Below are 24,059 nucleotides of genomic sequence, written 5' to 3' on the forward strand. Positions count from 1 at the left end.
CCGAGGTCTCGCAGCAACTCCAGGGTTGTCTTCGGCGTGCTGGTCGGCGTACTACTCGTAAGCTCCCAGCCACTGAATCACAGCGCGCTGCCCACTCGGTACACAGGGTCAACAAAAAACGGCACCTGTGACTCAAGTCACAGCAAAACGTGAACAATTGAGTGGAGGTTCTGCATTTTCGCCATCCGCCGACTGAACACTACGCGGGGCTCTGTGTGGGGGCTGTGACCGAATGTGTTCGCGCGGGCGCCCCCGTCTCTCAAGCCTCTCCGTCCGAGGTCCTAGGACCGGCTCCGGACTCTCTCCGGACTCTGGTCGGATGCGGCGCACACCGGCCGGGAGCTAGCGTCCGACTGTGCCGAAGACCTCTCCTGCCCCGACCGTATCCGCCCCCGCCGGGCATGCTGAGGGGGTGAGCGAAGACGAGTTCCGTGCCGCGCTGTCCCGGCTGGCCGCAGGAGTGGTCCTGGTGACCGCGCACGAGCCACCGCTGGACCCCGAGGGGCCGCGCGGCGAGGACGTCGGCATGACGGCGACGTCCTTCATGTCCGTGTCCCTGGACCCGCCCCTGGTCATGGTCAGCCTCCGTGAGGGTTCCCGGATGGACGACCTGCTCGCCGAGCAGCCGCTGTGGGCCGTCTCCGTACTCTCCGAGACCCAGCGCCAGATCGCGGGCCGCTTCGCCATGAAGGGCCGCGTCAGCGACCGCCTCCTCTTCGCGGACATCCCCCACGTCCGCGGCGAGGCCTCCGGCGCACCCCTCGTGGGAGGCGCCCTGGCGACCCTGGAGTGCCGCACCGAACAACGCGTCACGGCCGGCGACCACACCCTCGTGATCGGCCGCGTCCTGACGGCGTCGGCCCCGGGCGCGGGCGGGGGGCCGCTGACGTACTTCCGGGGGCGGTACCGGCAGTTGGGTTGAGGCGGGAAGCCGGCGGTGTGAGGTGTGCGGGGGAAACCGACGACGGGCGGCGGGGAATTCGCTCGCCCCTCGGTGATCCACCGCCTTAGGGTGCGCGGATGACGACGACGCCCGCACTCCGCCTCGAAGAGGTAACCCCCCGGAATTTCGAGGCCGCGACCGGCATACAGGTCCGCCCGGAGCAGGAATTCGCGGTCTCACCGGTGATGAAGTCCCTCGCCGAGGCGTACGTCCACCCGGCCGGTGTCGCCTGGCCACGTCTGATCGTCGACGGTGACCGGCCCGTCGGGTTCCTCATGGCCTTCTTCGACATCGACTGGAGGACGGACGGCGGCAGCCTCGTCCGGTCCGGGCTGTGGCGGCTGAACATCGCGGCCGGGGAACAGGGCCGGGGCTACGGCCGGTTCGCCGTCCGTTCCGTGGCCGACGAGATCCGCCGCCGGGGCGGCACCGAGTTGTACGTCACCTGGCATCCCGGACCGAACGGCCCCGAGAACTTCTACCTGCGGCTCGGCTTCCGCCCCAACGGGGAGACGGTCGAGGGCGAGACGGTCGGGGTGCTGGAACTGTCGTAGCTCCTGGGGAGCCGGAGTCACCCCCAGTCGCGCCCGGACCTTCCCCGCTTGGTGTCGGAGCGCTGCTTCTTCTCGCGGAGGCGGCGTTCGTTGATGCCGCGGGGTATGCGGGTCGGCCTGCGCGGCTTCGGCGGGGGCGCCGTGGCCTCGGCGAGGAGCGCGGCCAGCCGGACGGCCGCCGCCTCCCGGTTGCGCCACTGCGAACGGTGCTCGGAGGCGCGGACGGTCACCACGCCGTCCACGAGCCGCCCTGCCAGCTTGGCGAGGGCCCGCTGCTTCCACACCTCGGGCAGGGCCTCGGTCTTCGCCAGGTCGAACCGCAACTCCACCTGCGAGTCGCTGGTGTTCACATGCTGGCCGCCGGGCCCGCTCGACCGCGAGAAACGCCACATGAGCTCGGCCTCGGGAAGCGAGACGGAGCCGCGGATGAGATAGGGACCGGACATGCCATCCATGGTCCCGCGCGTGACCGGTCCCCGTCACGCACTTTTCCCGGGCGTCCTGCTGGGCGTACGGCCGGGCGTACGGCTCCCCGGACCGCAGGTAAAGAAAGTAAAGAGGGCCGGAACCTTCGGTACCCCCCGCCGCGTTCATAGGGGTAGCTGTAGCTTCGTGCCCGGTACGAAGCCCGTACGCAACGAGGGAAGGACTCCCAACAATGGCTGTAAGCCTGTCCAAGGGTGGCAACGTCTCGCTCACCAAGGAGGCTCCGGGCCTGACCGCCGTCACCGTGGGCCTCGGCTGGGACGTCCGCACCACCACGGGCACCGACTTCGACCTCGACGCCTCGGCGATCGCGGTCAACCAGCAGGGCAAGGTCTACTCGGACGCCCACTTCGTGTTCTTCAACAACAAGCAGACCCCGGACCAGTCCATCGTCCACACGGGCGACAACCGCACGGGTGAAGGCGCGGGCGACGACGAGGCGATCAACGTCAACCTGGCGGCCCTCCCGGCCGACGTCGACAAGATCGTCTTCCCGGTCTCCATCTACGACGCGGAGTCCCGCTCGCAGAACTTCGGCCAGGTGCGCAACGCCTACATCCGCATCGTCAACCAGGCCGGCGGCGCCGAGATCGCCCGCTACGACCTGTCGGAGGACGCGGCCACGGAGACGGCGATGGTCTTCGGCGAGCTGTACCGCAACGGCGCGGAGTGGAAGTTCCGCGCGGTCGGCCAGGGCTACGCCTCGGGCCTGGTGGGCATCGCCCAGGACTTCGGCGTGAACGTCTGAGCCGTACGCGGCAACTGGAGCCCCGACCCGGGCAGGACCCGCCGGGCCGGGGCTCCTGCGCGCGGTCCAAGCACGTCCCGTTCGAGTTCCACGGACGCCGGAACGGAACTGGATAACCTGCCGCGCATGCGTCTTGAGCCGCTCCCCCTCACCGCCGACCACGACATCCCGGGCCCGCTCCTCACCGAACTCACCGCCCTGTATGCCTCCAACCGCGACTTCCACGCACTCAGCGGCGACTTCCCGGACCCGGACGACATCCGCCCGGAGCAGGTGGCGGCTGCCCTGGCGGAGGAGTTGGTGAATCCGGACGTGGAGGTGCTGCTGGCGCGCAGCGCGGGGCGGCTGGTAGGGGTCGCGATCACGCTCGCCCGGCACCCCGACCCGGCCGATCCGGACCCCTGGCTCGGGCTCCTCCTCATCGACGCGGGCGAGCAGCGCAAGGGGTACGGACGGGAGGTCGCGGGGCTCGTCGAGGAGCGCTTCCGGGCGCGCGGACGTGCCGCCCTGCGCCTCGCCGTACTCGACAACAACCCTCGTGGGCTTACCTTCTGGCAGGCCCTCGGGTATGCCGTCATCGACCATCGCAGGGACCGGCAACGGCAGCGCCCCTGCGCCGTGTTGCGCAAAGCGCTGTGAGAGCGCGCCGGGCTGGTACGTGGTACGTGGAGTGCGACACTTTCCGGAAAACTGTCACACTTCACGCGCAGGTGACCCGTCACGCGCCCCAGGACGCCGCGGCACTCTCAGGGCCTCCCCGGCTTCCCGTCCCCGTACAGCCACTCCTTCCAGATCCCGCTGAAGTCCTCGTCCGGGACCTGTCGCTCGACGTACGCCGTGAACTCGGCCGTGTCCGCGTTGCCGTGGCGGTGCGCGGTGGCCCAGCCGCGGAGGAGGGTGCGGAAGGTGTTGTCGCCGGTCTTCTGGCGGATCTTGTGGAGGACCATGGCGCCGCGCTCGTAGACCGGGCTGTCGGAGATGTGCGCGGCGCTGGAGGGTTTGGCGGGTGGGAAGGCCCAGATGGCCTCGTCGTCGGTGCGGTCCTGGTAGTAGTCGCCGTCGTACAGCGCGTCGAAGACCTGCTGGGCCGTCCGCCCGCCGTGTTCCTCCTGCCACAGCCACTCGGCGTAGGTGGCGAAGCCCTCGTTGAGCCACATGTCCCGCCAGGTCCGGGGGGTCACGGAGTCGCCGTACCACTGGTGGGCCAGTTCGTGGACGAGGAGTTCGGTGTCGGGGGCGCCGGGGAAGAACGGGCGGTTCTGGGTTTCCAGGGCGTAGGCGGCGTCGTCCGGGCGGTCGACGATCGCGCCCGTGGAGGAGAAGGGGTACGGGCCGAAGATGTCCTCCGACCACGTCATGATCTCCGGGATGCGGGCGAGGACCTTTCGGCTCGCCTTCGCCTGGGAGGGGTCGACGGCGACGTACACGGGCAGGCCGTCGGGCGTCGTGGAGCGTCGGATGTCGTAGCGGCCAATCGCGACCGTGGCCAGATAGCTCGCCATGGGTTCCGCGGTGTGCCAGGTGGTGGTCGTGCGGCCCTTCTTCGTCGACTCCTTCGTCAACTCCCCGTTGGACACCGCCTGCACGCCTTCCGGGACGGTGACCGTCACGTCGTAGGACGCCTTGTCGGAGGGGTGGTGGTTGCCGGGGAACCAGGCCATCGAGCCCGTCGGTTCGCCGAGGGCCAGCGCGCCGTCGCCCGTCCGTAGCCAGCCCTCCTCGGAGCCGTCCGGGTCGGTGATCGTCTCCGGGGTTCCGGAGTAGCGCACGGTCGTCCGGAAGGTCTCCCCCTTGTCCAGGTCCTCCTTCGGGCGCACGGTCAGTTCCTGCCCCGCCCGGTTCCAGCGGGCTTCCTCGCCCTCGACGGTGACGCCCTTGACGTCCAGCCCCTTCAGGTCGAGGTCGAACGCGCTGAGGTCCTGCTTCGCCCGTGCCGTGATGACGGCCGTGGCCCGCAGGTGGTTGCCGTCGGGGTGGTAGTCGAGGGTCAGGCCGTAGTGGGTGACGTCGTAGCCGCCGTTGCCCATCTTCGGGAAGTACGGGTCCCGCAGGCCGGGGGAACCGGGGGTGCCCTTCGCTCCGTCGTCACCGCCGCCGGTGCACGCCGACAGGGTGAGCGCGAAGGCGAGCAGGGCGGCGGGGACAACCGGTGCGGATCGGGACATGGCGCCGATCCTATGAGGACATGACACCATCGCTTCGTGCTCGACATCGGCTACGCCCTCTCCACCCGCTTCCCCGACCCGCCGCAGACCGACTACCGGCGCGCCGACGTGTACGCGCTGCGGCACGACCTGTTCTGCGGGGACGTGTACCTCGCGGACACGAAGGAGGACCGGGAGCTGTCCACAGCCTGGGGATGGGTGCCGGTGCTCGACTTCGCGTGGGCGCTGTGCGACATCGTCGAGCGGATCGACAAGGACCCGCACGGCAGCCGGGCCGCGCGGCCCCAGCGGGCCGAGCTCGACTTCACCGAGTCCACGGACCGGATGCGTTTCGAGCGCCGCTTCGGATGGGTGGACATCGAGGCGGACTGGCTGCCGCCGGCCGAACCGCCCCTCACCTTCTCCCACGCCGAGTTGCGCCGTGAGGCCAGGGACTTCCTGCACGATCTGATCGCCGACCTCACGGATCTCCATGAGGGGCTGCGGGAGAACTCGGTGATCTGGACGTTGGAGGCCAGGTTTCCGCGCGTGGGATGACCCTCCCGCCGCGACATACCCGGCTCCCCCTCCACCGGACGACTACGCCTGCACCCGGATCCCCATCTCCGCCGCCAACACAGGTGCCAAGTCCAGCAACTGCCCCGGACTGATCACCGCCCCCGCCAACCGGTCCACCCCCCGCGCGATCTCCAGCTGGGCCGCGGCCCTCATATCCACGTCCCTGAGGACCGCCCCGCTGAAGTCGACCCCCTTCAACGCACAGTCCACGAACTCGACCCGCTCCAGCCGGGCACCCCCGAAGTCCGGCTCCACGAGGACGCAGTCCTCGAAGACCACGTCCTTGAGGCGGGCCTTGCGGAGGTTGAGATAGTCGATCTTGCCGCCGCGGATGACGACCCGCTCCAGGACGGAGCCGTGCAGCTGTACGCCGCCCAGCCGTGCGTCGACCAGCTCCACGTCCCGCAGGGTGGACTCGGCGAGGTCGGTGCCCACGCCGCGTATCCCGGTGAGGACGCAGTCCAGCACGCGGGCATGGTGCAGCCGCGTCTCGTCCAGGGCGCAGCCCCTCAGCGCGCAGTCCATGAAGCGGGCTCCCGCGCCGTCCTGGGCGACGAAGTCCTCCTCCGTGAACTCCAGCCCGTCGTAGTCCCCGTCCGGCTCAAGCCCCGCACCGCCGTACGGCTCCAGCGGCGGCAACCGCACCTCCGGCCGCCGCGCACTGCGCACCTCGGTTCCGCCGGTCCCGCCCGTCCTGCCGGTCCCGCCCGTCGCCTTCCTCGCCATGCCCCCATCCTGCACTCCTCCACTGACAATCCGCCTGACCTGCGTCTTCTCCCGAAGGCCCGCCGTGATGTCACATTCCGGCGCCCTCGACGTGTCGTAGTGGTGACCCAGGAAGACCGGAACACCGGAGCAACAGGGAGGCCCCAGTCATGCACCGCATCACCGTCATCGGTGGCGGCTTCGCCGGACTCACCGCCGCCATCACCGCGGCCGAGGCGGGCGCCAAGGTCACCGTGTACGAGGCCCATCACACCCTCGGCGGCCGGGCGAGGACCGCCGAGGGCCCGTACCGGACGAACGAGGGTCCGCACGCGCTCTACAACGGCGGCCCGCACTGGACCTGGCTCAGGCAGCGCGACCTCATCGGGCCCCTCGCCCCGATCCCGCCCCTGGAGGGCGCCCGTCTCAGGCTGCACCACAAGGGTGTGCTGCGCCGTACGCCGCCGTTCGCGATGCTCAAGCTGCTGCGGCGCCGTACGGCGCACCCGGCGCCCGTCGACGTGGACTTCTTGACGTGGGCCACCGAGCAGGCGGGCGAGGAGGCCGCACGGGCCGCGGCCCACTACTCCGCCGTGGCGATCTTCCACCACGATCCCGGGTCGTTGTCCGCCGCCTTCGTGCAGGAACGGCTCCGCCGGGCCACGAAGCTGCCGCCGGAGGCGCAGTACCCGCGGGGAGGCTGGGGCTGCGTCGTGGACCGGATGGCCGCGAGGGCCTGGAATCTGGGTGTCCGCGTGGAGACCCTGGCCCGGGTCGAGACGGTTCCCGAGGGTCAGAGGCCGGTCGTCGTCGCCACCTCCCTCGACGCCGCCCGGCGCCTCCTCCGGGACGACTCGCTGACCTGGCCCAGCGGCCGTACCGCGCTCGTCGACGTGGCCGTCCGCAGCCGTCGCGGTGACGCCTTCGCCGTGTCCGACCTGGACGCACCCGGCTGGCTGGAGCGCTTCACCGCCCAGGACCGCACCCTCGCCCCGGCCGGGGAGCAGCTGGTCCAGGGGCAGATCCCGATCGGGCCGCGCGAGTCCCGTGCCTCCGGAGTCGCCCGCGCCGAGCGTCTCCTGGACCTCGCCTTCCAGGGCTGGCGCGAGCGGGTCACCTGGCGGCGCGAGGCCACCGCGAACGGGCGTACGGGCGCGGTCGACCTGCCCGGTACCACCTGGCGGGACCGGCCCGCCGTCGACCGCGGCGACGGCGTCTACCTGGCGGGCGACCAGGTGGCGGCGCCCGGTGTGCTGTCGGAGGTGTCGTTCAACAGCGCGCTCGCGGCTGTGTCTCTGGCCCTCGGCCGGCAGTCACCCGGCCGCCAAGGGCTTGACCTCAAGCATGCTTGAGGTCACAGAGTGATCCGCATGGACACCAAAACCTCAGACATCGAGGCCATCGAGCAGGTCGTGGCCACAGTCGAACGCACGCAGCGCGCCAAGGACGTCGAGGGCTTCCTCGCCCTGTTCCATCACGATGCTCTCTGGACGACCGGCCACGGCAAGGTCCTCATCGGCTTCGACGCGATCTCCGAGTTCACCCGCGCCGTACTGCCCGCCGCGAGCTGGGACGGTGAAGTCACCTACGAGGCAGTGCACACGCGGTTCCTGAGGCCCGACGTGGCGGCCGTCAAGGTCCGGCAGGTCTACCACTCGGCGGAGGGCGACACCGAAGGCTCTCCGCTCTACGTCATGACCAAGCACGATGACGGCCGGTGGCTGCTGCACGCGGGCCAGAACACCGAAGTGCGGGTCGACCAGGGCCAAGACCGATGAGCGACATCAGACATGGCGGCCCGTCACCCGGTCCGCCAGCCGCGCCAGGCGTGACGACTCCGCGCCGGACAGGGCGAGTTCACGCTGGTCGGCGGTGCGGTACGCGGCGTACAGGCCGTGGACGCCCAGCCAGCGGAAGGGTTCCGGCTCCCACTTGCGGACCCGGTGCCCCACCCACGGCAGCGACGTCAGATCCGTCGCCCCCGCCTGGCCGGAGTCCTGCTGGACCAGGTCGCGCAGGGTGCGTGCGGCCAGGTTCGCGGTCGCCACGCCCGAGCCGACGTAACCGCCCGCCCAGCCGAGGCCGGTGGAGCGGTCGAGGGTCACCGTGGCGCACCAGTCGCGCGGTACACCGAGCACGCCCGACCAGGCGTGGTCCACCCGCACGCCGGTGAGCGACGGGAAGAAGCGGACCAGGATCTCGTACAGCTCTGTGATCGTCTTCGCCTGTGTCCGGCCGTCGTTGTCGGTGCGCGAGCCGAATCGGTACGGCACGCCGCGGCCGCCGAGGGCGATGCGGTCGTCGGCGGTGCGCTGGGCGTACATGTAGGCGTGCGCCATGTCGCCGAGCGTCTCGCGGCCCGCCCAGCCGACGGTCTCCCACTGCGCCTCGGTGAGCGGCTCGGTCACGATCATCGAGGAGTTCATGGGCAGCCAGGTGCGCCGCTCGCCCTTCAGCGCGGCCGTGAAGCCCTCGGTGCAGCGCAGCACGTAGGGGGCGCGGACCGTGCCGTACGGGGTGACCGCGTGCTTGGGGCGGATCTCCGTGACCGGGGTCGACTCGTGGACGGTCACCCCGAGGGCCTCCACCGCGGCCACCAGCCCCTTGACCAGTCGCACCGGCTGCAGCCGTGCGCCGTGCGGCGACCAGGACGCGCCGACGGCGTCCGCGACGCGTACCCGCTGCGCGGCCTCCCGGGCGCCGTACAGCTCGCGGTCCCTCTCGCCGTACGACAACTCCGTGGCGTGGAAGGCCTTCAGCCGCGCCAACTGAGCAGGCGTACAGGCCACTTCGAGGACTCCGCCCTTGTGGATACCGGCGTCGATGCCCTCCTCCGCCGCGACCCTGACGACCTCGTCGACCGTGTCGTTCATCGCGCGCTGGAGCCGTACGGCGGCCTCGTGGCCGTGCAGCTTCGCGTACCGGTCGCGACCCGCGATGCCGTTGTAGAGCCAGCCGCCGTTGCGGCCGGAGGCACCGTAGCCGCAGAACTTCCGCTCCAGCACGGTGATTCGGAGGAACGGGGCCGCCTTCTTCAGGTAGTACGCCGTCCACAGCCCCGTGAAGCCGCCGCCGACGATCACGACGTCGGCGGTCGCGTCCCCGGGCAGGGGCGCACGACGCTCGGGGAGCCCGTCGTCCGCGTACCAGAAGGAGACGCCTCCGTTGACGACACCACCGGGGCCACCGGGGACACCGGGGACAGCCGTGCCTGATCTGCTGCTCATGAGCCGGACGTTAACCCGTGTAAGTGGCGGGTGTCTCCTTCGGATTTCGTGGTTCTGCTTTCGTGGTTCCGCGCGGACCCGGGACGGTCACTTCTGTGAACTGGGGCGGACTCGGGAGCTGCCGTACGGATCGGCGGGGATTGTCAGTGGGGGCGGTTACTGTCCAGGATCTGTGGTGATCATCGGCGACCACCACTTCCCGACTGAGGAGCTGTCTCGCCATGACTGATCTTTTCACCGTGTCCATCGACACCGTCGAGGACTCGACGTTCCGCGGGAGAGTGCACCTCATCAATCCAGACGCTTGGCAGGTTCCAAGCAACCCCACGTTTCCCATGGCCCTGCTGGTGGACGCGTGGTTCCTGCTGACGAACGGATACCTGGGCACCGACGACGATCGAGTGCCCCGTGGCGACCGGTACCCCTTCTCCAAAGAGCGGGGCAAGGAGATCGTCGCAGGCATGCGGCTGAAGGACGACTTCCAGGAACTGCATGACTTCGTCTTCGGCAAGGAGCTTCGCGTCGACGCGGCCGGATATCTGCTGACGGACGACGGCAGGACCCTGCTCGAACCCCGACGCAAGGCGAAGGATGTGTACGAGCTGAGCGGAGGATCAGGACAGGATGAGATATCCCACTACGTCCTGACGGCGAGTAGTGCCGAAGCGTTCGCTCAGCGGGCCGCCGACGTGGTGACCACCTACCACTCCAGCCCGGTCCGCAACGTACCGCTGTGGAGTGAGGTGGCGACACTGGAGGACGAGGACCAGCCTTGGGAGCCCGGAGAATCGCGCGCGGACATGGCTACGTGGGACGACCCCGCCGATCTGGATTACTGGCGGGTGTGGCGACTGCTGGAAACCCGCCCGTTCGAAGAGCGTCCGTACGTCGACATCACAGTGACGGTCAGCGACCCGGCCTATCTTGAGCATGTGACGGATGGGATGCGCTGGTCAACGACCCACACCGGCCGCGTGTAGGTCCGTCCAGGTCCGTCTAGGCCTGTCCAGGTCCGTCTTTCCCAGTGATCTTGCCCGGAGCACGAACAAGGAGGTCGGCTGGATGATCGAGGTCCCCGAGAAACTGGCAGCGTCACAGAGCGAGTTCAACGGGGAGGCGGGGCGCGCGTTCGTCGCCGGTCTGCCGCGGCTCGCGGCCGACTTCCTCGACCGCTGGGAGCTGCGGGTCGACGGCCCGTCGATGTACGGCGTGTCCGCGCTGGTCCTGCCGGTGGTCCGCCGGGACGGCGCCCCGGCCGTGCTCAAGCTGCAACTGCTGGACGAGGAGAGCGTGGGCGAGCCGGTCGCGCTGCGCGTGTGGGACGGCGACGGGGCCGTACGGCTCCTCGACCACGACGACGCCACCGGCACGATGCTCCTCGAACGGCTCGACCCGGCCCGGATGCTCTCCCACGTGCCGGACACCCGCGAGGCGGTCCTGGTCATCGCCCGGCTGCTGGCCCACCTGACCTCCTTCCCGGCGCCCGAGGGCATGCGCCGGCTCGCCGACATCGCGGCGGCCATGGTCGACGAGACGCCGAGGGCTCTGGAGCGGGTCGCGGACCCCGCCGCCCGCCGGCTCCTCGCCGACTGCGCCGCCGCCGTACGGGAGGTCCTCGACGAGCCCGGCGACCGGCTCCTGCACTGGGACCTCCACGACGAGAACGTGCTCGCCTCCGAGCGCGCCCCCTGGCTCGCCATCGACCCCAAGCCCCTCGCCGGTGACCCGGGCTTCGACCTCTGGCCCGCCCTCGACAACCGCTTCGATCCCGACGAGCTCTCCTGGCGCTTCGACGCGATGACCGACGTCCTCTCCCTGGACCGCGCACGCGCCCGCGCCTGGACCCTGGGCCGCGTCCTGCAGAACTGCCTGTGGGACATCGAGGACGGCCGGGGCCTGGACCCCCAGCAGCTGGAGATCGGCCGGCGGCTGCGCGACAGCTGAGCAGGTCTCAGTGGCCGGTGGGGCGTACGGACAGCCGGTGGTGGAAGACGTTCCGCGGGTCCCAGCGGTCCTTCGCCCGCTGGAGCGCCGGATAGTGGGCGCCGTGGTAGAGCACGTGCCAGGGCGTGCCGGAGGTGTTGTGGCGCGGGTCGGCGAGGTCGGCGTCGGCGTAGTTGATGAAGGCGCCGGTGCGGGCGGGGACGCCGCCGGTGTCCGCGTACACGTCCCGGTAGAGCTCGCGGAGGAAGCCGCGGTGCCGCTCGTCGTCGGCGGCCCCCTCCCAGCCGGTCAGGAACATGAGCTTGAGCACGGAGTCGCGGTGGGCGACCGCTGTCGCGTCCGTCGGCACGGCGTTGACCCGGCCTCCGTAGGTGTTGAGGCTGACGATCCCGGCGGGGTAGTCGTAGTCGGTCCGGGTGAGGTGGTGGTGCACCGTGTGGATCTGGGCCCTCGTCAGCCCCCGCTTCGCGTAAGCCGACTTCACGGCCAGCCTGTAGAGCGGGCCCGGGTCGTCCGGGCTGCCGATGACGGACGCCGCGGTCAGCCACGACAGTGTGTGGGTCTGGACGAAGGGCTGCGCCCCGACGCCCCGGCCGAGCGCGGTGAGCAGGTCGTCGAGGAGGCGGCGGGCGGCCTGACCGGTGTCCGCGACCTGGCCGACGAGGAGGTGGTTGCCGGCCATCTCCCGGAACAGGACCAACTCGCTGTACAGACGGGTGCCGTGCGCCCCGGCGGCCGAGTTGTGCTCCGTCCAGGTGCCGTAGTTGCCGACGAGGCGGGTGAACTCGTCGCGTCCGAGACCCTTCCAGGGCCACTCGACGCGGAAGGACAGCACGGAGGCGGGCGGCTCGGGCAGGTCACGGAACCAGAAGCGGGTGACGATGCCGAAGCTGCCGGCCCCGCCGCCGGTGTGGGCCCACCACAGGTCCCGGTTCGGGTCGTTCTCGTCGCCGGTGGCGATCACCGCACGGGCCCGGCCCGCCCGGTCCACGACGACCACCTCGACGGCGTACAGCCGGTCCACGGACAGTCCGTGCAGCCGGCACAGCGTGCCGTACCCGCCGCCCGGGACATGGCCACCCACCCCCACCTCGGGGCACCAGCCGGCGGGCAGCGTCACGCCCCAGCCGACGAACAGCGCCCGGTAGGCCGCGCCCAGGCTGCTGCCCGCCTCGACCATGAACGCCTTCCGCGCGTCGTCGTAGCGCACGGCTGTCATCCGGGACAGGTCCACGATGACACGGACGCCGTCGTTGTCGACGAAGTCCTCGAAGCAGTGTCCGCCGCCGCGCGCCACGACGTGCTCGCCCCGGCGTACGGCTTCCTGGACCGCGTGCACCACCTGGCCGGTCGTGGTGGGGAGGTGGATCCGCCGGGGGCGGCCGGTGAACCGGCGGTTGTAGCCGCGGGCGGCGAGGGCGGCGTAACGGGGGTCGCGCGGGTCGAGGACGATGTCGGGCGTCACGGGCGTCACGGGTGTCCCCGGGACGGCTTCGGACGGTAAGGGGCCGGCGGCGGCAGGCTGAGTGCCTGCCGAGGCCCCGGCCGCGGCGGCGGCGCCGACGGCTGCGGCGCGCAGGACGGTACGTCGTCGGGTGGGCTCGGGCATGGTCTGGCTTCCCTCCTGCGGTGCGCGGCCGTGCGGTGTGCCGCGAATGCCGGCAGCACGACAGCACGACAGCACGGACAGCGCTGGACAGCGCTGACACCACCGACGCTAGGGAGCTCCGGGCCTGCCGGGAATCCGGCTGGCCGGTGGCCCGAAGGTGCACCCAGCCCCCTTGCGTTCCTTCTCGCGAGCCCTCTCGCGTGCCCCGGGCCTCAGCCGAGGACGTGCCGCAGATAGGCCTGTGGGTTGTCGAGATAACGGCGCCAGTGGTCGACGAGGGCGAGCTCCTGCCACTCCACCCGGCGCAGGCCGTGCTCCCCGACCTCGACGATGTCGGCGCCCGGCAGCGCGGTCAGCAGCGGGGAGTGGGTGGCGCAGACGACCTGGCCGCCGCTCCTGGCCAAGTGGTTGACATGCCCGAGGAGTTCCAGGCAGGAGGAGAAGGACAGCGCCGCCTCCGGCTCGTCCATCACGTACAGGCCGGGCTCCATGAAGGCCCCCCGGAACGCGGCGAGAAATCCCTCACCGTGGCTGACCGAGTCGGGCGCGTATCCTTCCCGGTTCAGCGCGTCCATCGCCGTCTCCGCGCGCAGGAAGAACCCCTTGCGGGCCGACCAGCTGCCGAGCATGCGCCGTCCGCGCGGTGCGGCGTCGAAGCGGATGCGTTCGCCCAGCTTGGACTTACGGCGGTGGCTGGCGTAGCGCCAGTCGTGCGAACCGCCCCAGGGGTCCAGACCGAAGCCCTCCGCCAGAGCCTCGACCAGCGTCGACTTGCCGGAGCCGTTCTCGCCGACGAGAAACGTCACCGGCGCGGTGAAGCGCAGCCCGTCCGTGAGGAGCCCGCGCACACAGGGCAGGGACCACGGCCACGTCCCTTCGTCGTAGGAGCCCACGTGTGCGTACGCACGTTCGACGATCATGTGGTGAGTCTTCCATGGCCGACCGCTGAGCCACAGCCTCTCCACCTACTCTCCCCGTGCCCGGGCTGAACCGTCCCGCCGTCGATCTCATCGTGCTGAGTGAGTGAGCTCGATGCGGAAGAAGAGCTCGGACAAGAGAAAGAAGCCCATGAGTCACCGAGGAATCCTGCCCATGCCACCGTTGACGGGACGCGAACCATGCACGACGACGTACGGGTTCTTCCTCGACGACTACAACCCGCACAGCGGCGAGGTGATCGCCGCCACCACCATGTGCCGCCGCTGCCCGGCGATACGAGCGTGCTTCATCTGGGCACTGACCAACCCGGCCCTGTCCACTGACGGCATCTGGGGCGCCACCACCCCCTGGCAGCGCAGAGAACTGCGCAAACGGTTACGGCACCGACTGGGCTCCAAGACCATGAGGCGGGCACTCGTCACCGAGTACGCCAAAGCCCTCGCGGAACTGCCCGGCCCGGGGCGACCCGACGGCGCGAGCGCCTGAGCGCCCGCAGGCGGCAGGCCGTCACCCGCGGGGACGGCCTGCCGGCGGGTGCAGGGGCGGTCAGGTGCTCCAGATCGTGGTGTTGCCGTCCACGACGGCCACCTTGCCGTCCGTGCGGAGGACCAGCTTCGCTCCCTCGTGACCATTGGTCCGGGAGGCCCACACGGGACGGTCGTCGGCGGTGTAGACGACCAGGTTGCCGTCCTTCTGGAAGCGGACCTTGTGGTTCTCGCCGAAGACGCCGGCCGCCCAGATCGGATCGTTGTCCTCGTTGTAGACGACGAGGTTGCCGTCCCCCTGCATGGTCATCCTGATCCGGTTCGTCCACCAGGACTGGCCGGAGACGAGCTGGCTGCCGGCCGAGACGGTCTTGGTCGTCCACTTCGAGGACTTGGGCTTCTCGACCACGGTCTTCGACCCGGCCGGCTCAACACGGTCGGGGGTGCTCTTCCGGGACTCCGGTTCCCGGGATGACTCCGCGGACGGCGTGCCCGCTGCCTTGGGCTTGGTGGCAGGTGTCTTCGACGGGCTGGCGCTCGGGGAGGCGGTGGGCTTCCCTGTGGCGTAGTCGCCCGGGGCCATGTGCGGCTCATCCGCGCCGAGAGTCGTGTCGGCGCCGAGCGCCACGCCCTGTGTCCGGCCGCGCTGGTCGTCCTTGTCGTTTCCGCCTGCCATCAGCAGGAGAGGGACGGAGAGGAGCACGGCACCAGCCATGGCCGCGGCGGCCAGCATCGGCTTCTTCGGGCGCCCACGGTGCGCCGCCGTGGGGTCTTCGCCCTCAGGGGGCAAGCCGTCCTGGCCCACCGCCACCGCCAGGGACGTCGTGCCGCCGGACTTCTCGGCCCGTGCCGCCGAGGTCGCGGTGGTCTTCTTCTCCGCCTCGGCTTCGGCTTTGGCCTCGGCCTTGGCCCTGGCAAGCGCCGAGGTCAGGCGTGCGGTGGGCCCGCCCACGGTGGCCCCGCTCACGGTGACCGGCCCGCCCGTGCCGCCCGACTTCCGGCCCAGCCCGTGGATCGGGGCGTCGGCGGTGTCTGCCCGCTCCTCGGCGCCTTCCTTGGCGGCCTCCTCGGCGCCTTCCTTGGCGGCCTCCTCGGCGCCTTCCTTGGCGGCCTCCTCGGCGCCCCCCTTGGCCCCCTTCCCGGACTCGCCCGCCTCCGGCCCCTTCCGGCCGCGAGCACGCTCGGCGTCGGCCTGCGGTCCGGAGGGGGACAGCACGGCGCTCACCTCCTGAGCCTGGGCCGTGCCCCTCGCGGGCTCGGGTGTCGTGTCCTGTCCGGTGTTTCGTTGGGCAGCCATTCAGTGTTCCCCTCAGCAAAAGCCGGTCATTGGTATGGAGTTCCGCCCCGGAGATGAAGAGTGCTGCGGCCACCTGCGAGTTGCCCCGCGCCCGCTCTCCGGGACGGGGCAGGCCCCGGACGGCCTCAGAGGCTCCGCGCGCCGGCGGCGCTCACCGGCAGAGGTGCGGCCCGCGACGATCACCTCTCGAACACCTCCGTGGCGGCTTTCGCCGGAGTTGAACACCTGGAGATCGACCGATTCATTGGCCTTCCCGGAGAGGGTGACACTGGTGCACGGCCCAGGGGCACGACGAACATCGAGAAGAAGCCGCCTCAAGCCCGGAACGACGCCTGAGCGTTGTAGCCGTTGCCGTAGGTGCAGGGGGTGAACGTGTTGGGGGGCGCGGCCGGCGCTTTGGCGGCCAGGGCCGGTGCGGCGGCCAGGGCGATCATAGCGGGGGCGGCCGCCCCCAACACGGCGGGTTCCACGAAGAGTTGGCCGGACGGCCCGCACCCGCTGCCCCGTCGTGCGGCTCTCCTTCTGCAGATGCTCGCCGAGGTGCTGCCGCAGGTCGTCGCCAAGGCGTCCGAGCCGCTGAGCGCCGTGGACAAGATGACCGTCATCTCCGCGGACGGTGCCGGCCAGAGCCGCCGAGGCCAACGGAAAGGCGCCACCAAGACCAGCCCATCGACCGGCAAGCTCGCCGCCCGCGGGCGGCCCCGCCGCGGAATCCCGACCATGGCGGAAACCACCGAGATCACGCGCCCCGCGGCGGGTCGTCCATGCTGTTGGAGCCCCCTGTCGGATTCGAACCGACGACCTTCGCTTTACAAGAGCGGCGCTCTGACCAGCTGAGCTAAGGAGGCCCGTGCACGGGTGCGCGGAGTCGCTCACGCATGCACGCCCGTGCAGTGTACCCACGTCCCGGCCGACACCCGTCGAGAATTCCCCCGAAGTTCACAGGGGCCGGACTGCTGACAGACCAGGTGAACGCCAGGTACCGTCCTGATCCAGTCCACCCGCGTGGACCAGCCACCACGGAATCATCCGTAGTGGCACCACCTTCCACAACGGATCGTCCGGCACGTTCCTGCCGGTGAAGGGGGCCTACGACCCATGGCCACTGTCTCGTTCGACAAGGCGACCCGGATCTACCCGGGCACCGAGAAGCCCGCCGTGGACGCGCTCGACATCCACATCGAGGACGGGGAGTTCCTCGTCCTGGTCGGCCCGTCCGGCTGCGGCAAGTCCACCTCGCTGCGGATGCTCGCCGGACTGGAGGACGTCAACGGCGGCGCCATCCGCATCGGTGACCGCGACGTCACGCACCTGCCGCCGAAGGACCGGGACATCGCCATGGTGTTCCAGAACTACGCGCTGTACCCGCACATGACCGTCGCCGACAACATGGGCTTCGCGCTCAAGATCGCCGGTGTGCCGAAGGACGAGATCCGCCAGAAGGTCGAGGACGCGGCGAAGATCCTGGACCTGACCGAGTACCTCGGCCGCAAGCCGAAGGCCCTCTCGGGTGGTCAGCGCCAGCGTGTCGCCATGGGCCGGGCCATCGTGCGTGAGCCGCAGGTGTTCCTCATGGACGAGCCGCTGTCCAACCTGGACGCCAAGCTCCGCGTCTCCACCCGTACGCAGATCGCCTCGCTCCAGCGCCGCCTCGGCATCACCACCGTCTACGTCACCCACGACCAGGTCGAGGCCATGACGATGGGCGACCGCGTGGCCGTCCTCAAGGACGGACTGCTCCAGCAGGTCGACACCCCGCGCAACATGTACGACCGCCCGGCCAACCTCTTCGTCGCCGGCTTCATCGGCTCCCCCGCCATGAACCTGGTCGAGGTGCCGATCACCGACGGCGGCGTGAAGTTCGGCAACAGCGTGGTGCCGGTCCAGCGCGACGCGATCGCCGCCACCACCGACAAGACCGTCACCGTGGGTGTCCGCCCCGAGCACTTCGACGTGGCCGGCTCCGACTCCGACCAGGGCCTCGCGGTCACCGTGAACGTGGTCGAGGAACTCGGCGCCGACGCGTACGTCTACGGCACCGCCAAGGTCGGCGAGGACTCCAAGGACCTCGTCGTCCGCGTCAGCGGCCGTGACGTCCCGGAGAAGGGCAGCACCCTGCACATCGTCCCGCGCTCCGGCGAGACCCACGTGTTCTCGACGTCCACGGGCGAGCGCCTCTCCGACTGACGCGCACACCCCAGGTTGACGAGGAGGGCCCCGCAGACCACCGCGGGGCCCTCTTCGCTGCTCGCACACACTCCGGCAAAACCGGTCATTTCGAGCAATGCACGTCAACCCCCTACCCACAATCCCGCACCTCTACATCCCCCGAACCGGTGACAGAGTGTCGCCGAACAACCACCCCACGCTACCCTCGCTCGCGTGAAGCACACCACTACCCAACGGATCCAGCGCGGCCCGGGCCCCGCCCGCCGGATCGGCCGCAGCCTCGCCCTCGTCCTCCCCGTCGTCCTGGTGCTCTCCGGGACCCTGGCGGTGACCCGGGTCAACTGGTCCGGGGGCTCCTCCTCGGACTCGGTGCTCGCCGCCGCCGAGGCCCCCTCGGGCACCAAGGCCCGCACCAAGGCCCGTGCCGCGCACGAGGTGCTGCGCGACAAGCTGCTGCTGGAGCTCCAGGAGCAGGACCCGGGCGTCGCCCTCACCCACCTCCAGCAGGCCGTGAACGGCCGCCCGTCGCTGGCCCGTCACTGCAGGTCGATCGCCCGCACCCTGGGCCGCGCGGCCGTCAGGGTGTACGGCCCGTCCCGCGCCCAGTCGTACGCCCGCCCGGTCTGCGACACGTCCTTCGCGTCCGGCGTGCTGACCCAGCACGGCTGAGCACCCGCAGGGCCCGCCCGCCCTCCGCCCATGCGGTGACGGCCGCGCCCCGAGCCCCAGGGTCGTGCTCCCGCGAACGGGGCGCCACGTACAGTTCCGGTCATGACCGATCCGAACGCCGCGTCGCGCCCCGTTCAAGCCGTCGTCCTGGCCGGTGGCCAGGGCTCCCGGCTGCGTCCGTACACCGACGACCGGCCCAAGCCCATGGTCGAGATCCCCGGCACGGGCACCCCGATCATCGGCCATCAGCTCGCCTGGCTCGCCGAGGAGGGAGTGACCGATGTGGTCGTCTCCTGCGGCCATCTCGCCGATGTCCTGGAGAAGTGGCTGGACTCGGCCGACCTGCCCGTCCGCGTCACCACGGTCGTCGAGACGGAGCCCCTCGGCCGCGGCGGCGGCCTCAAGTACGCGGCCGCCCACCTCCCCCGCCCCGACCTGCCCTGGTACGCGGCGAACGGCGACATCTGGACCCGTTTCTCGCTCCGCGACATGGCGGACTTCCACACCGAGCGCGACGCGGTCGCCACGCTCGCCCTCGCCCGCCCGCGCATCCCGTGGGGTGCCGTGAAGACGGACGGCTTCGGCCGCGTCACGGACTTCATCGAGGCCCCGCTGACGACGTATGAAATCAACGCGGGTGTCTATGTCTTCTCGCCCGAGTTCGCCTCCCTGCTCCCCGAGCGCGGCGACCACGAGCGCACCACGTTCCCGCGCCTGGCCCGTGAGCGCCGTCTGGCGGGCTTCTCGATCCCGCAGGGCGCGTACTGGCGCGCCATCGACACGGCGAAGGACCTGACGGAGGCGGCGAAGGAGCTCGCGGCGCTGGGGCGTTGAGCTCCGGTCCGAGGCCCTCGGGCCGCCCAGTACGTCGGACCGCACAAGTCCTCGGACCGCGCAAGCCCTCGGGCCGCACGTCCCGTTGTACGTCGATGGGGTCCCGCACGTTTCCTGTGCGGGACCCCATCGTCGTACGCGCCGCTGGTCGTTACCCGAGGAGGCCGCCCACGAGTCCGTCCCGGCCCGCGTCGGAGCCGCCCGAGCTGCCCGTGCCGCCCGTGGCGGCGCCGCCCGACGCGCCGCCGCTGGAGGTCGGGCCCGTGGTGGTACTCGGGGCCTGCTGGCCGGGGGACGTCTGGCGGGGCGGGATCTGACCGGCCGTGCCCTGGGTCTCGCTCGGCCGGCCGCCGGTGACGGCACCCGCGTCCCGGGTCGCGCCCGGGCTGCTCGCGCCCTGGGAGGGGCTGGCGGATGTGGCGCCCTGCGTGGGCGAGTTGACGGCGGACGGGGCGCGCTTCTTGTTCCCGCCGGTCTCCTCGGGGACGGGCGAGCCGGGCAGTTCGTTGCGCGGGGCCTCGCCGGGGCCGGGGACGACGACACGGTCGGCGTCCCGGACGGCTCCGCCGAGCACCGAGCCGACGAGGAGGGTGAGTCCGACGACGACGGTGGCGATGAGGGCGCCACGGCGCAGCACGTACCGCCGCAGTTCCCAGATCTCCGCGCGTGGGCCGAGCCGCCGCCAGGCGTTGCCTGCGAGGCGGCCGTCGGTGGAGTAGACGGGTGCGCCGGCGATGATCAGCGGGGACCAGGCGGCGAGGTAGATGATGTCGGGCGTCTCGTAGGCGGGGGCGGTCTTCCAGCTGACGGTGACGAGCAGCGCGGCCGACAGCAGGGCGCCGGACACGGCGGCGACGCGCTGCCACAGGCCGAGGACCGTGAGGACGCCCACGACGACCTGGGCGAAGGCGATGGCGAGTCCGGTGCCGACGGGGTGTTCGAGGCCGAACTGCCGGAGCGGTTCGGCGATGTCCCACGGGTGGAGTGTGCTGAGCCACTTCACCATGGAGCCGCGCTTGCCGCCGTCGAAGTAGTGCGGGTCGCAGAGCTTGCTCATGCCGGCGTAGACGGAGATGAAGCCGAGCAGAACGCGCAGCGGCAGCAGCACCACGCCGAGGTTCATACGGCGGCCCGGGTAATAGGCGTGCCGTAGCCCCGCCGCGGCAGCGGCTGTTGTCAGCTCGTCGCCGTGGCGCCCGGCCGTGCGCCGCGCATCGGCGTCCTCGTACGGCTCCTCGAACTCCTCGTCCGCGTAACCCGGTTCGGCGTAACGGGGATCGTCGTAACCGGATGCGTCGTAACCGGCGTCCCCGTACCCGGGTTCGTCGTACGCGCTGCCCACGCCTCGCATGGCGGGCAGGATGCGGCCACCGGAGGGGGCGTGGTCGCTGTGGCTGCGCTGGGCGCCGACGACGGGGGTCTCGACCGTCTCGACGGTCAGGTCGCCGTCGTACCGGCCGTGTCCGGTGCCGTCGATGCGTGGGATGACCTGGGTCGCGCCGGCGTCACCCGCCGGGTCTGCCGCTTGGTGGTGCACGCTCGTGTTCCGCACCGCCTGCAGCAGCCGGTGGGCGCCGGTGTCGTCGGGTGCGGACCTCCCGCTCCAGACGACGGGAGCCCGGCGGCGGGTACCGGCAGCCGCGCCGGACCGGCCCGCCGCGCCCGCGGCGGGGATGCGCCCGGTGTTCTCGGTGGCGCTCGTGTGCCCTGCGATCCGCGGGGACCGGTCCCTCGGCGCGGCGCCCAACTGCACGCGGAAGCTCGCGTGGTTGACGATGATCTGCGCCGGATCGCTCGGCACCTTCACCATGCTCAGCGCGGGAGCGTCGTCGAATCCCGACGAGCGGTCCCCCGTGGGTGTGCGGGGTGTTCTGGTGTCCACACTCATCTAACCGAGTGACGTGACGTTAGGACACTGCCTTGACCGCCCCGATCTGTCCGGACAGCATCAAGATCATCCGTACCGGGATCATTCACACCAAGACGGTCCGCATCGCGCCCATCCGGGATTTCCCGGACACCCGCTGAAACGTGGCGTCAGGCGCGCCGGCGCGCCGCCTCGTACAGCACGACTCCCGCCGCCACACCGGCGTTCAGCGATTCGGCGCCACCCGGCATCGGAATCCGCACCCGGAAGTCGCAGGTTTCGCCCACGAGCCGGGACAGCCCCTTGCCCTCGCTCCCGACGACGATGACCACGGGCCCTTCGAGCGCCTCCAGTTCGTCGACCTCGACCTCGCCGTCGGCGGCGAGTCCGACGACCACGATCCCGGCCTTCTTGTACGCCTCCAGGGCGCGCGTGAGGTTGGTGGCGCGTGCGACGGGCGTACGGGCGGCCGTACCGGCGGACGTCTTCCAGGCACCGGCGGTCATGCCGGCCGCGCGCCGCTCGGGCACGACGACGCCGTGCCCGCCGAACGCGGAGACGGACCGGACGACGGCGCCGAGGTTGCGCGGGTCGGTCACTCCGTCGAGGGCGACGATCAGCGGGTCCTCGCCCTCGTCGTACGCGGCGTCCGCGAGGTCCTCGGGGTGGGCGTACTCGTACGGCGGGACCTGGAGGACGAGGCCCTGGTGGTTGAGGCCGTTCGTCATGCGGTCGAGCTCGGGGCGGGGGGCCTCCATGAGGTTGATGCCCCCGCGCTCGGCGGCGAGCTGGAGCGCCTCGCGGACCCGCTCGTCGTTGTCGATGAACTGCTGCACGTACAGCGTGGACGCGGGCACGCCCTCGCGCAGCGCCTCGACGACGGGGTTGCGCCCGACGACCAGCTCGGCGGCGGACCTGCCGCCCCGGCCCTTGGGCTGGGGCCGTCCCGTCGCCCGCCGCGACTTGGCCTGCGCGGCGCGCTGCTTGGCGTGGCCCTTGCGCATCTCGGCGGGCGGGGTCGGCCCCTTGCCCTCAAGGCCCCGGCGCCGCTGGCCGCCGCTGCCGACCTGCGCGCCCTTCTTGCCGGACATGCGGCGGTTGTTTGCGGCCATGACCTACCTGTCTCCGTGTGTCTGTGTCGTCTCTGGTGGCGGAACGCGCACCGCGTCCGTATGCAGTGTGCCGCCCGGAGAGCCGGGCGGCACAGTCGATCAAGCTTCGATCAAGAAGTGCTCAGCGCGATCCGAGGGACCATCGAGGTCCCTGCGGGCTGTCCTCGATGGTCAGACCGGACTGGTTCAGCTGGTCCCGGATGGCGTCCGCCGTCGCCCAGTCCTTACGGGCGCGGGCGGCCTCGCGCTGGTCGAGCACGAGCCGTACGAGGCTGTCGACGACCCCGTGCAGATCCTCGCCCCGGTCGTCCTCGCCCGCCCACTGCTCATCGAGCGGGTCGAGACCGAGGACGCCGAGCATGGCGCGGACCTCGGCGAGGCGTGCCACGGCGGCTTCCTTGTCGTCGGCGGCGAGGGCGGAGTTGCCCTGCCGGACGGTGGTGTGCACGACCGCGAGCGCCTGCGGCACCCCGAGGTCGTCGTCCATGGCCTCGGCGAAGGCGGGCGGCACCTCGGCCGACGGCTCGACGGCACCGCCGGCCATTTCCATGACCCGCTGGACGAAGCCCTCGATCCGGGCGAACGCGGACTCGGCCTCGCGCAGGGAGTCGTCGCTGTACTCGATCATCGACCGGTAGTGCGGCGTGCCGAGGTAGTACCGCAGGACGATGGGCCGCCAGCGCTTGACCATCTCGCTGACGAGCACCGAGTTCCCGAGGGACTTCGACATCTTCTCGCCGCTCATGGTGACCCACGCGTTGTGCACCCAGTACCGGGCGAACTCGTCGCCGTACGCCTTGGCCTGGGCGATCTCGTTCTCGTGGTGCGGGAAGATCAGGTCGAGCCCGCCGCCGTGGATGTCGAACTCCCGGCCCAGGTACTTGTGGGCCATGGCCGAGCACTCCAGGTGCCAGCCCGGCCGCCCGCGTCCCCACGGTGTCTCCCAGGTCGGCTCACCGGGCTTGGCGGCCTTCCACATCGCGAAGTCACGGGGATCGCGCTTGCCGGTCTCGCCCTCGCCGGAGGGCTGCAGCAGGTTCTCCAACTCCTGGTTGGACAGCTGCAGGTACTCCGGGAAGGAGCGCACGTCGAAGTACACGTTCCCCTCGGCCTCGTAGGCGTGCCCGCGCTCGATGAGCCCGCGCATCATCTCGACCATCTCGGTCACGTGCCCGGTGGCGCGCGGCTCGTAGGTCGGCGGCAGGCATCCCAGCACGCTGTAGCCGTCGTTGAACGCGCGCTCGTTCTCGTATCCGATCGCCCACCACGGGCGGCCCTGGTCGGCCGACTTGGTGATGATCTTGTCGTCGATGTCGGTGACGTTCCGGATGAACGTCACCTCGTAGCCGCGGTACGCGAACCAGCGGCGCATGATGTCGAAGTTGAGGCCCGAGCGGATGTGCCCGATGTGCGGTGCGGCCTGCACGGTCGCGCCACACAGGTAGATCGAGACACAACCCGGCCTGAGCGGGGCGAAGTCACGGATCTGCCGGGCGCTGGTGTCGTACAGGCGAATAGTCACCACTCCAGGGTAGTGGGCGCGGGCAGCGCGCAGTGACCCATGACCCGAGGTCCACGCATTCGTGACCTGCGGGTGCGGTGATGCTCCGCGGGCCGGGGTCATGCTTCTCCTCGCCCCCGCCACCCCTACCCGTCCCATCCCTTCCCTGAGGGCTCCGCCCCCAGACCCCCGGGCAATCCAGCCCCTCCGGCGTTTGAGGAGCGGGGGTCCGGGGGCTGGCCCCCGA

Annotated in this window: 22 protein-coding genes, 1 tRNA gene and 2 pseudogenes; 14 read left to right on the forward strand and 11 right to left on the reverse strand. The window is 70.9% G+C overall.

The window, feature by feature from the left end:
• Positions 1 to 355: 355 nt before the first annotated feature.
• Together IE262_RS24365 and IE262_RS24370 are read left to right on the forward strand one after the other, a co-directional pair.
• On the forward strand, positions 356 to 922 hold the full coding sequence (locus tag IE262_RS24365; RefSeq protein WP_189876480.1) for a flavin reductase family protein: 567 nt from the start codon (positions 356 to 358) through the stop codon (positions 920 to 922).
• Between the two features lie 98 nt (positions 923 to 1,020).
• A complete protein-coding gene (locus IE262_RS24370) occupies positions 1,021 to 1,497 on the forward strand; it encodes a GNAT family N-acetyltransferase (RefSeq protein ID WP_134033367.1) in 477 nt (158 codons plus the stop codon).
• Between the two features lie 17 nt (positions 1,498 to 1,514).
• Here the strand turns inward: IE262_RS24370 and arfB are convergent, their stop codons facing one another.
• On the reverse strand, positions 1,515 to 1,952 hold the full coding sequence (arfB, locus tag IE262_RS24375) for an alternative ribosome rescue aminoacyl-tRNA hydrolase ArfB (protein WP_134033364.1): 438 nt from the start codon (positions 1,950 to 1,952) through the stop codon (positions 1,515 to 1,517).
• A gap of 203 nt (positions 1,953 to 2,155) precedes the next feature.
• Here arfB and IE262_RS24380 point away from each other — a divergent pair, with 203 nt between their 5' ends.
• Both IE262_RS24380 and IE262_RS24385 read left to right on the forward strand, forming a co-directional pair.
• Positions 2,156 to 2,731, forward strand: coding sequence for a TerD family protein (locus IE262_RS24380; RefSeq protein ID WP_189876482.1), 576 nt, complete (start codon positions 2,156 to 2,158; stop codon positions 2,729 to 2,731).
• Positions 2,732 to 2,857: 126 nt separating this feature from the next.
• Positions 2,858 to 3,367, forward strand: a pseudogene (locus tag IE262_RS24385) (GNAT family N-acetyltransferase); the annotation flags it as partial.
• A 110-nt stretch (positions 3,368 to 3,477) separates the two neighbouring features.
• Here the strand turns inward: IE262_RS24385 and IE262_RS24390 are convergent.
• On the reverse strand, positions 3,478 to 4,896 hold the full coding sequence (locus tag IE262_RS24390; protein ID WP_189876484.1) for a M1 family metallopeptidase: 1,419 nt from the start codon (positions 4,894 to 4,896) through the stop codon (positions 3,478 to 3,480).
• A 36-nt stretch (positions 4,897 to 4,932) separates the two neighbouring features.
• Here IE262_RS24390 and IE262_RS24395 point away from each other — a divergent pair, with 36 nt between their 5' ends.
• Positions 4,933 to 5,433, forward strand: coding sequence for a hypothetical protein (locus IE262_RS24395; protein ID WP_134033347.1), 501 nt, complete (start codon positions 4,933 to 4,935; stop codon positions 5,431 to 5,433).
• Between the two features lie 42 nt (positions 5,434 to 5,475).
• On the opposite strand, the gene IE262_RS24400 is transcribed toward IE262_RS24395, so the two are convergent.
• Positions 5,476 to 6,180 (reverse strand): pentapeptide repeat-containing protein, encoded by a 705-nt coding sequence (locus IE262_RS24400; protein WP_134034068.1) that lies wholly within the window; start codon positions 6,178 to 6,180, stop codon positions 5,476 to 5,478.
• 149 nt (positions 6,181 to 6,329) lie between these two features.
• On the opposite strand from IE262_RS24400, the gene IE262_RS24405 reads away from it, so the two are divergent.
• Complete coding sequence (locus IE262_RS24405; RefSeq protein WP_189876486.1) at positions 6,330 to 7,511, forward strand: FAD-dependent oxidoreductase; 1,182 nt, start codon at positions 6,330 to 6,332, stop codon at positions 7,509 to 7,511.
• A gap of 18 nt (positions 7,512 to 7,529) precedes the next feature.
• Positions 7,530 to 7,937 carry an SgcJ/EcaC family oxidoreductase gene (locus IE262_RS24410; protein ID WP_134033342.1) on the forward strand — a complete coding sequence of 136 codons (408 nt, stop codon included), beginning with the start codon at positions 7,530 to 7,532 and terminating at the stop codon, positions 7,935 to 7,937.
• Between the two features lie 6 nt (positions 7,938 to 7,943).
• Here the strand turns inward: IE262_RS24410 and IE262_RS24415 are convergent, their stop codons facing one another.
• The gene (locus tag IE262_RS24415) at positions 7,944 to 9,386 is read right to left on the reverse strand and encodes an NAD(P)/FAD-dependent oxidoreductase (RefSeq protein WP_189876488.1); all 1,443 of its coding nucleotides are present in this window, start codon (positions 9,384 to 9,386) and stop codon (positions 7,944 to 7,946) included.
• A 221-nt stretch (positions 9,387 to 9,607) separates the two neighbouring features.
• Between IE262_RS24415 and IE262_RS24420 the strand changes: the two genes are divergently transcribed.
• Together IE262_RS24420 and IE262_RS24425 are read left to right on the forward strand one after the other, a co-directional pair.
• On the forward strand, positions 9,608 to 10,366 hold the full coding sequence (locus IE262_RS24420; RefSeq protein WP_189876490.1) for a hypothetical protein: 759 nt from the start codon (positions 9,608 to 9,610) through the stop codon (positions 10,364 to 10,366).
• An 82-nt stretch (positions 10,367 to 10,448) separates the two neighbouring features.
• Complete coding sequence (locus IE262_RS24425) at positions 10,449 to 11,330, forward strand: aminoglycoside phosphotransferase family protein (protein WP_189876491.1); 882 nt, start codon at positions 10,449 to 10,451, stop codon at positions 11,328 to 11,330.
• 7 nt (positions 11,331 to 11,337) lie between these two features.
• Here the strand turns inward: IE262_RS24425 and IE262_RS24430 are convergent, their stop codons facing one another.
• On the reverse strand, positions 11,338 to 12,939 hold the full coding sequence (locus tag IE262_RS24430; RefSeq protein ID WP_189876494.1) for an FAD-binding oxidoreductase: 1,602 nt from the start codon (positions 12,937 to 12,939) through the stop codon (positions 11,338 to 11,340).
• Between the two features lie 212 nt (positions 12,940 to 13,151).
• On the reverse strand, positions 13,152 to 13,859 hold the full coding sequence (locus IE262_RS24435) for an AAA family ATPase (protein WP_134033327.1): 708 nt from the start codon (positions 13,857 to 13,859) through the stop codon (positions 13,152 to 13,154).
• Positions 13,860 to 14,031: 172 nt separating this feature from the next.
• On the opposite strand from IE262_RS24435, the gene IE262_RS24440 reads away from it, so the two are divergent.
• Complete coding sequence (locus IE262_RS24440; RefSeq protein WP_166681586.1) at positions 14,032 to 14,364, forward strand: WhiB family transcriptional regulator; 333 nt, start codon at positions 14,032 to 14,034, stop codon at positions 14,362 to 14,364.
• A 60-nt stretch (positions 14,365 to 14,424) separates the two neighbouring features.
• Here IE262_RS24440 and IE262_RS24445 read toward each other — a convergent pair whose 3' ends face one another.
• A complete protein-coding gene (locus IE262_RS24445; protein ID WP_189876496.1) occupies positions 14,425 to 15,660 on the reverse strand; it encodes a mannose-binding protein in 1,236 nt (411 codons plus the stop codon).
• A gap of 513 nt (positions 15,661 to 16,173) precedes the next feature.
• Between IE262_RS24445 and IE262_RS40380 the strand changes: the two are divergent.
• A pseudogene (locus tag IE262_RS40380) lies at positions 16,174 to 16,296 on the forward strand (flotillin domain-containing protein); the annotation flags it as partial.
• A gap of 135 nt (positions 16,297 to 16,431) precedes the next feature.
• On the opposite strand, the gene IE262_RS24455 reads toward IE262_RS40380, so the two are convergent.
• Positions 16,432 to 16,508: transfer RNA gene (locus tag IE262_RS24455), tRNA-Thr, on the reverse strand.
• 250 nt (positions 16,509 to 16,758) lie between these two features.
• On the opposite strand from IE262_RS24455, the gene IE262_RS24460 reads away from it, so the two are divergent.
• The 3 genes from IE262_RS24460 (at position 16,759) to IE262_RS24470 (ending at position 19,332) form a co-directional block, all read left to right on the forward strand.
• Complete coding sequence (locus tag IE262_RS24460; protein WP_134033318.1) at positions 16,759 to 17,847, forward strand: ABC transporter ATP-binding protein; 1,089 nt, start codon at positions 16,759 to 16,761, stop codon at positions 17,845 to 17,847.
• Positions 17,848 to 18,042: 195 nt separating this feature from the next.
• A complete protein-coding gene (locus tag IE262_RS24465; protein WP_134033315.1) occupies positions 18,043 to 18,498 on the forward strand; it encodes a hypothetical protein in 456 nt (151 codons plus the stop codon).
• Between the two features lie 102 nt (positions 18,499 to 18,600).
• Positions 18,601 to 19,332, forward strand: coding sequence for a nucleotidyltransferase family protein (locus tag IE262_RS24470; protein WP_134033312.1), 732 nt, complete (start codon positions 18,601 to 18,603; stop codon positions 19,330 to 19,332).
• Between the two features lie 151 nt (positions 19,333 to 19,483).
• On the opposite strand, the gene IE262_RS24475 is transcribed toward IE262_RS24470, so the two are convergent.
• The 3 genes from IE262_RS24475 to cysS form a co-directional block, all read right to left on the reverse strand.
• Positions 19,484 to 21,220: a DoxX family membrane protein gene (locus IE262_RS24475; RefSeq protein WP_189876500.1), complete on the reverse strand. Its 1,737-nt coding sequence runs from the start codon at positions 21,218 to 21,220 to the stop codon at positions 19,484 to 19,486.
• A gap of 149 nt (positions 21,221 to 21,369) precedes the next feature.
• Positions 21,370 to 22,311 carry a 23S rRNA (guanosine(2251)-2'-O)-methyltransferase RlmB gene (gene rlmB / locus IE262_RS24480; RefSeq protein ID WP_134033305.1) on the reverse strand — a complete coding sequence of 314 codons (942 nt, stop codon included), beginning with the start codon at positions 22,309 to 22,311 and terminating at the stop codon, positions 21,370 to 21,372.
• A 121-nt stretch (positions 22,312 to 22,432) separates the two neighbouring features.
• The gene (cysS, locus tag IE262_RS24485; protein WP_134033302.1) at positions 22,433 to 23,833 is read right to left on the reverse strand and encodes a cysteine--tRNA ligase; all 1,401 of its coding nucleotides are present in this window, start codon (positions 23,831 to 23,833) and stop codon (positions 22,433 to 22,435) included.
• Between the last annotated feature and the right edge of the window lie 226 nt (positions 23,834 to 24,059).

Source organism: Streptomyces bluensis, from assembly GCF_014650715.1.
GTDB lineage: Bacteria > Actinomycetota > Actinomycetes > Streptomycetales > Streptomycetaceae > Streptomyces > Streptomyces bluensis.

Bases quoted from the DNA above. Each gene is read 5' to 3' on its own strand.
- IE262_RS24370 (WP_134033367.1), top strand. From the start codon at position 1,021: ATGACGACGACGCCCGCACTCCGCCTCGAAGAGGTAACCCCCCGGAAT.
- arfB (WP_134033364.1), bottom strand. From the start codon at position 1,952: ATGGATGGCATGTCCGGTCCCTATCTCATCCGCGGCTCCGTCTCGCTT.
- IE262_RS24380 (WP_189876482.1), top strand. From the start codon at position 2,156: ATGGCTGTAAGCCTGTCCAAGGGTGGCAACGTCTCGCTCACCAAGGAG.
- IE262_RS24390 (WP_189876484.1), bottom strand. From the start codon at position 4,896: ATGTCCCGATCCGCACCGGTTGTCCCCGCCGCCCTGCTCGCCTTCGCG.
- IE262_RS24400 (WP_134034068.1), bottom strand. From the start codon at position 6,180: ATGGCGAGGAAGGCGACGGGCGGGACCGGCAGGACGGGCGGGACCGGC.
- IE262_RS24405 (WP_189876486.1), top strand. From the start codon at position 6,330: ATGCACCGCATCACCGTCATCGGTGGCGGCTTCGCCGGACTCACCGCC.
- IE262_RS24410 (WP_134033342.1), top strand. From the start codon at position 7,530: ATGGACACCAAAACCTCAGACATCGAGGCCATCGAGCAGGTCGTGGCC.
- IE262_RS24415 (WP_189876488.1), bottom strand. From the start codon at position 9,386: ATGAGCAGCAGATCAGGCACGGCTGTCCCCGGTGTCCCCGGTGGCCCC.
- IE262_RS24420 (WP_189876490.1), top strand. From the start codon at position 9,608: ATGACTGATCTTTTCACCGTGTCCATCGACACCGTCGAGGACTCGACG.
- IE262_RS24425 (WP_189876491.1), top strand. From the start codon at position 10,449: ATGATCGAGGTCCCCGAGAAACTGGCAGCGTCACAGAGCGAGTTCAAC.
- IE262_RS24430 (WP_189876494.1), bottom strand. From the start codon at position 12,939: ATGCCCGAGCCCACCCGACGACGTACCGTCCTGCGCGCCGCAGCCGTC.
- IE262_RS24435 (WP_134033327.1), bottom strand. From the start codon at position 13,859: ATGATCGTCGAACGTGCGTACGCACACGTGGGCTCCTACGACGAAGGG.
- IE262_RS24440 (WP_166681586.1), top strand. From the start codon at position 14,032: ATGCCACCGTTGACGGGACGCGAACCATGCACGACGACGTACGGGTTC.
- IE262_RS24445 (WP_189876496.1), bottom strand. From the start codon at position 15,660: ATGGCTGCCCAACGAAACACCGGACAGGACACGACACCCGAGCCCGCG.
- IE262_RS24460 (WP_134033318.1), top strand. From the start codon at position 16,759: ATGGCCACTGTCTCGTTCGACAAGGCGACCCGGATCTACCCGGGCACC.
- IE262_RS24470 (WP_134033312.1), top strand. From the start codon at position 18,601: ATGACCGATCCGAACGCCGCGTCGCGCCCCGTTCAAGCCGTCGTCCTG.
- IE262_RS24475 (WP_189876500.1), bottom strand. From the start codon at position 21,220: ATGAGTGTGGACACCAGAACACCCCGCACACCCACGGGGGACCGCTCG.
- rlmB (WP_134033305.1), bottom strand. From the start codon at position 22,311: ATGGCCGCAAACAACCGCCGCATGTCCGGCAAGAAGGGCGCGCAGGTC.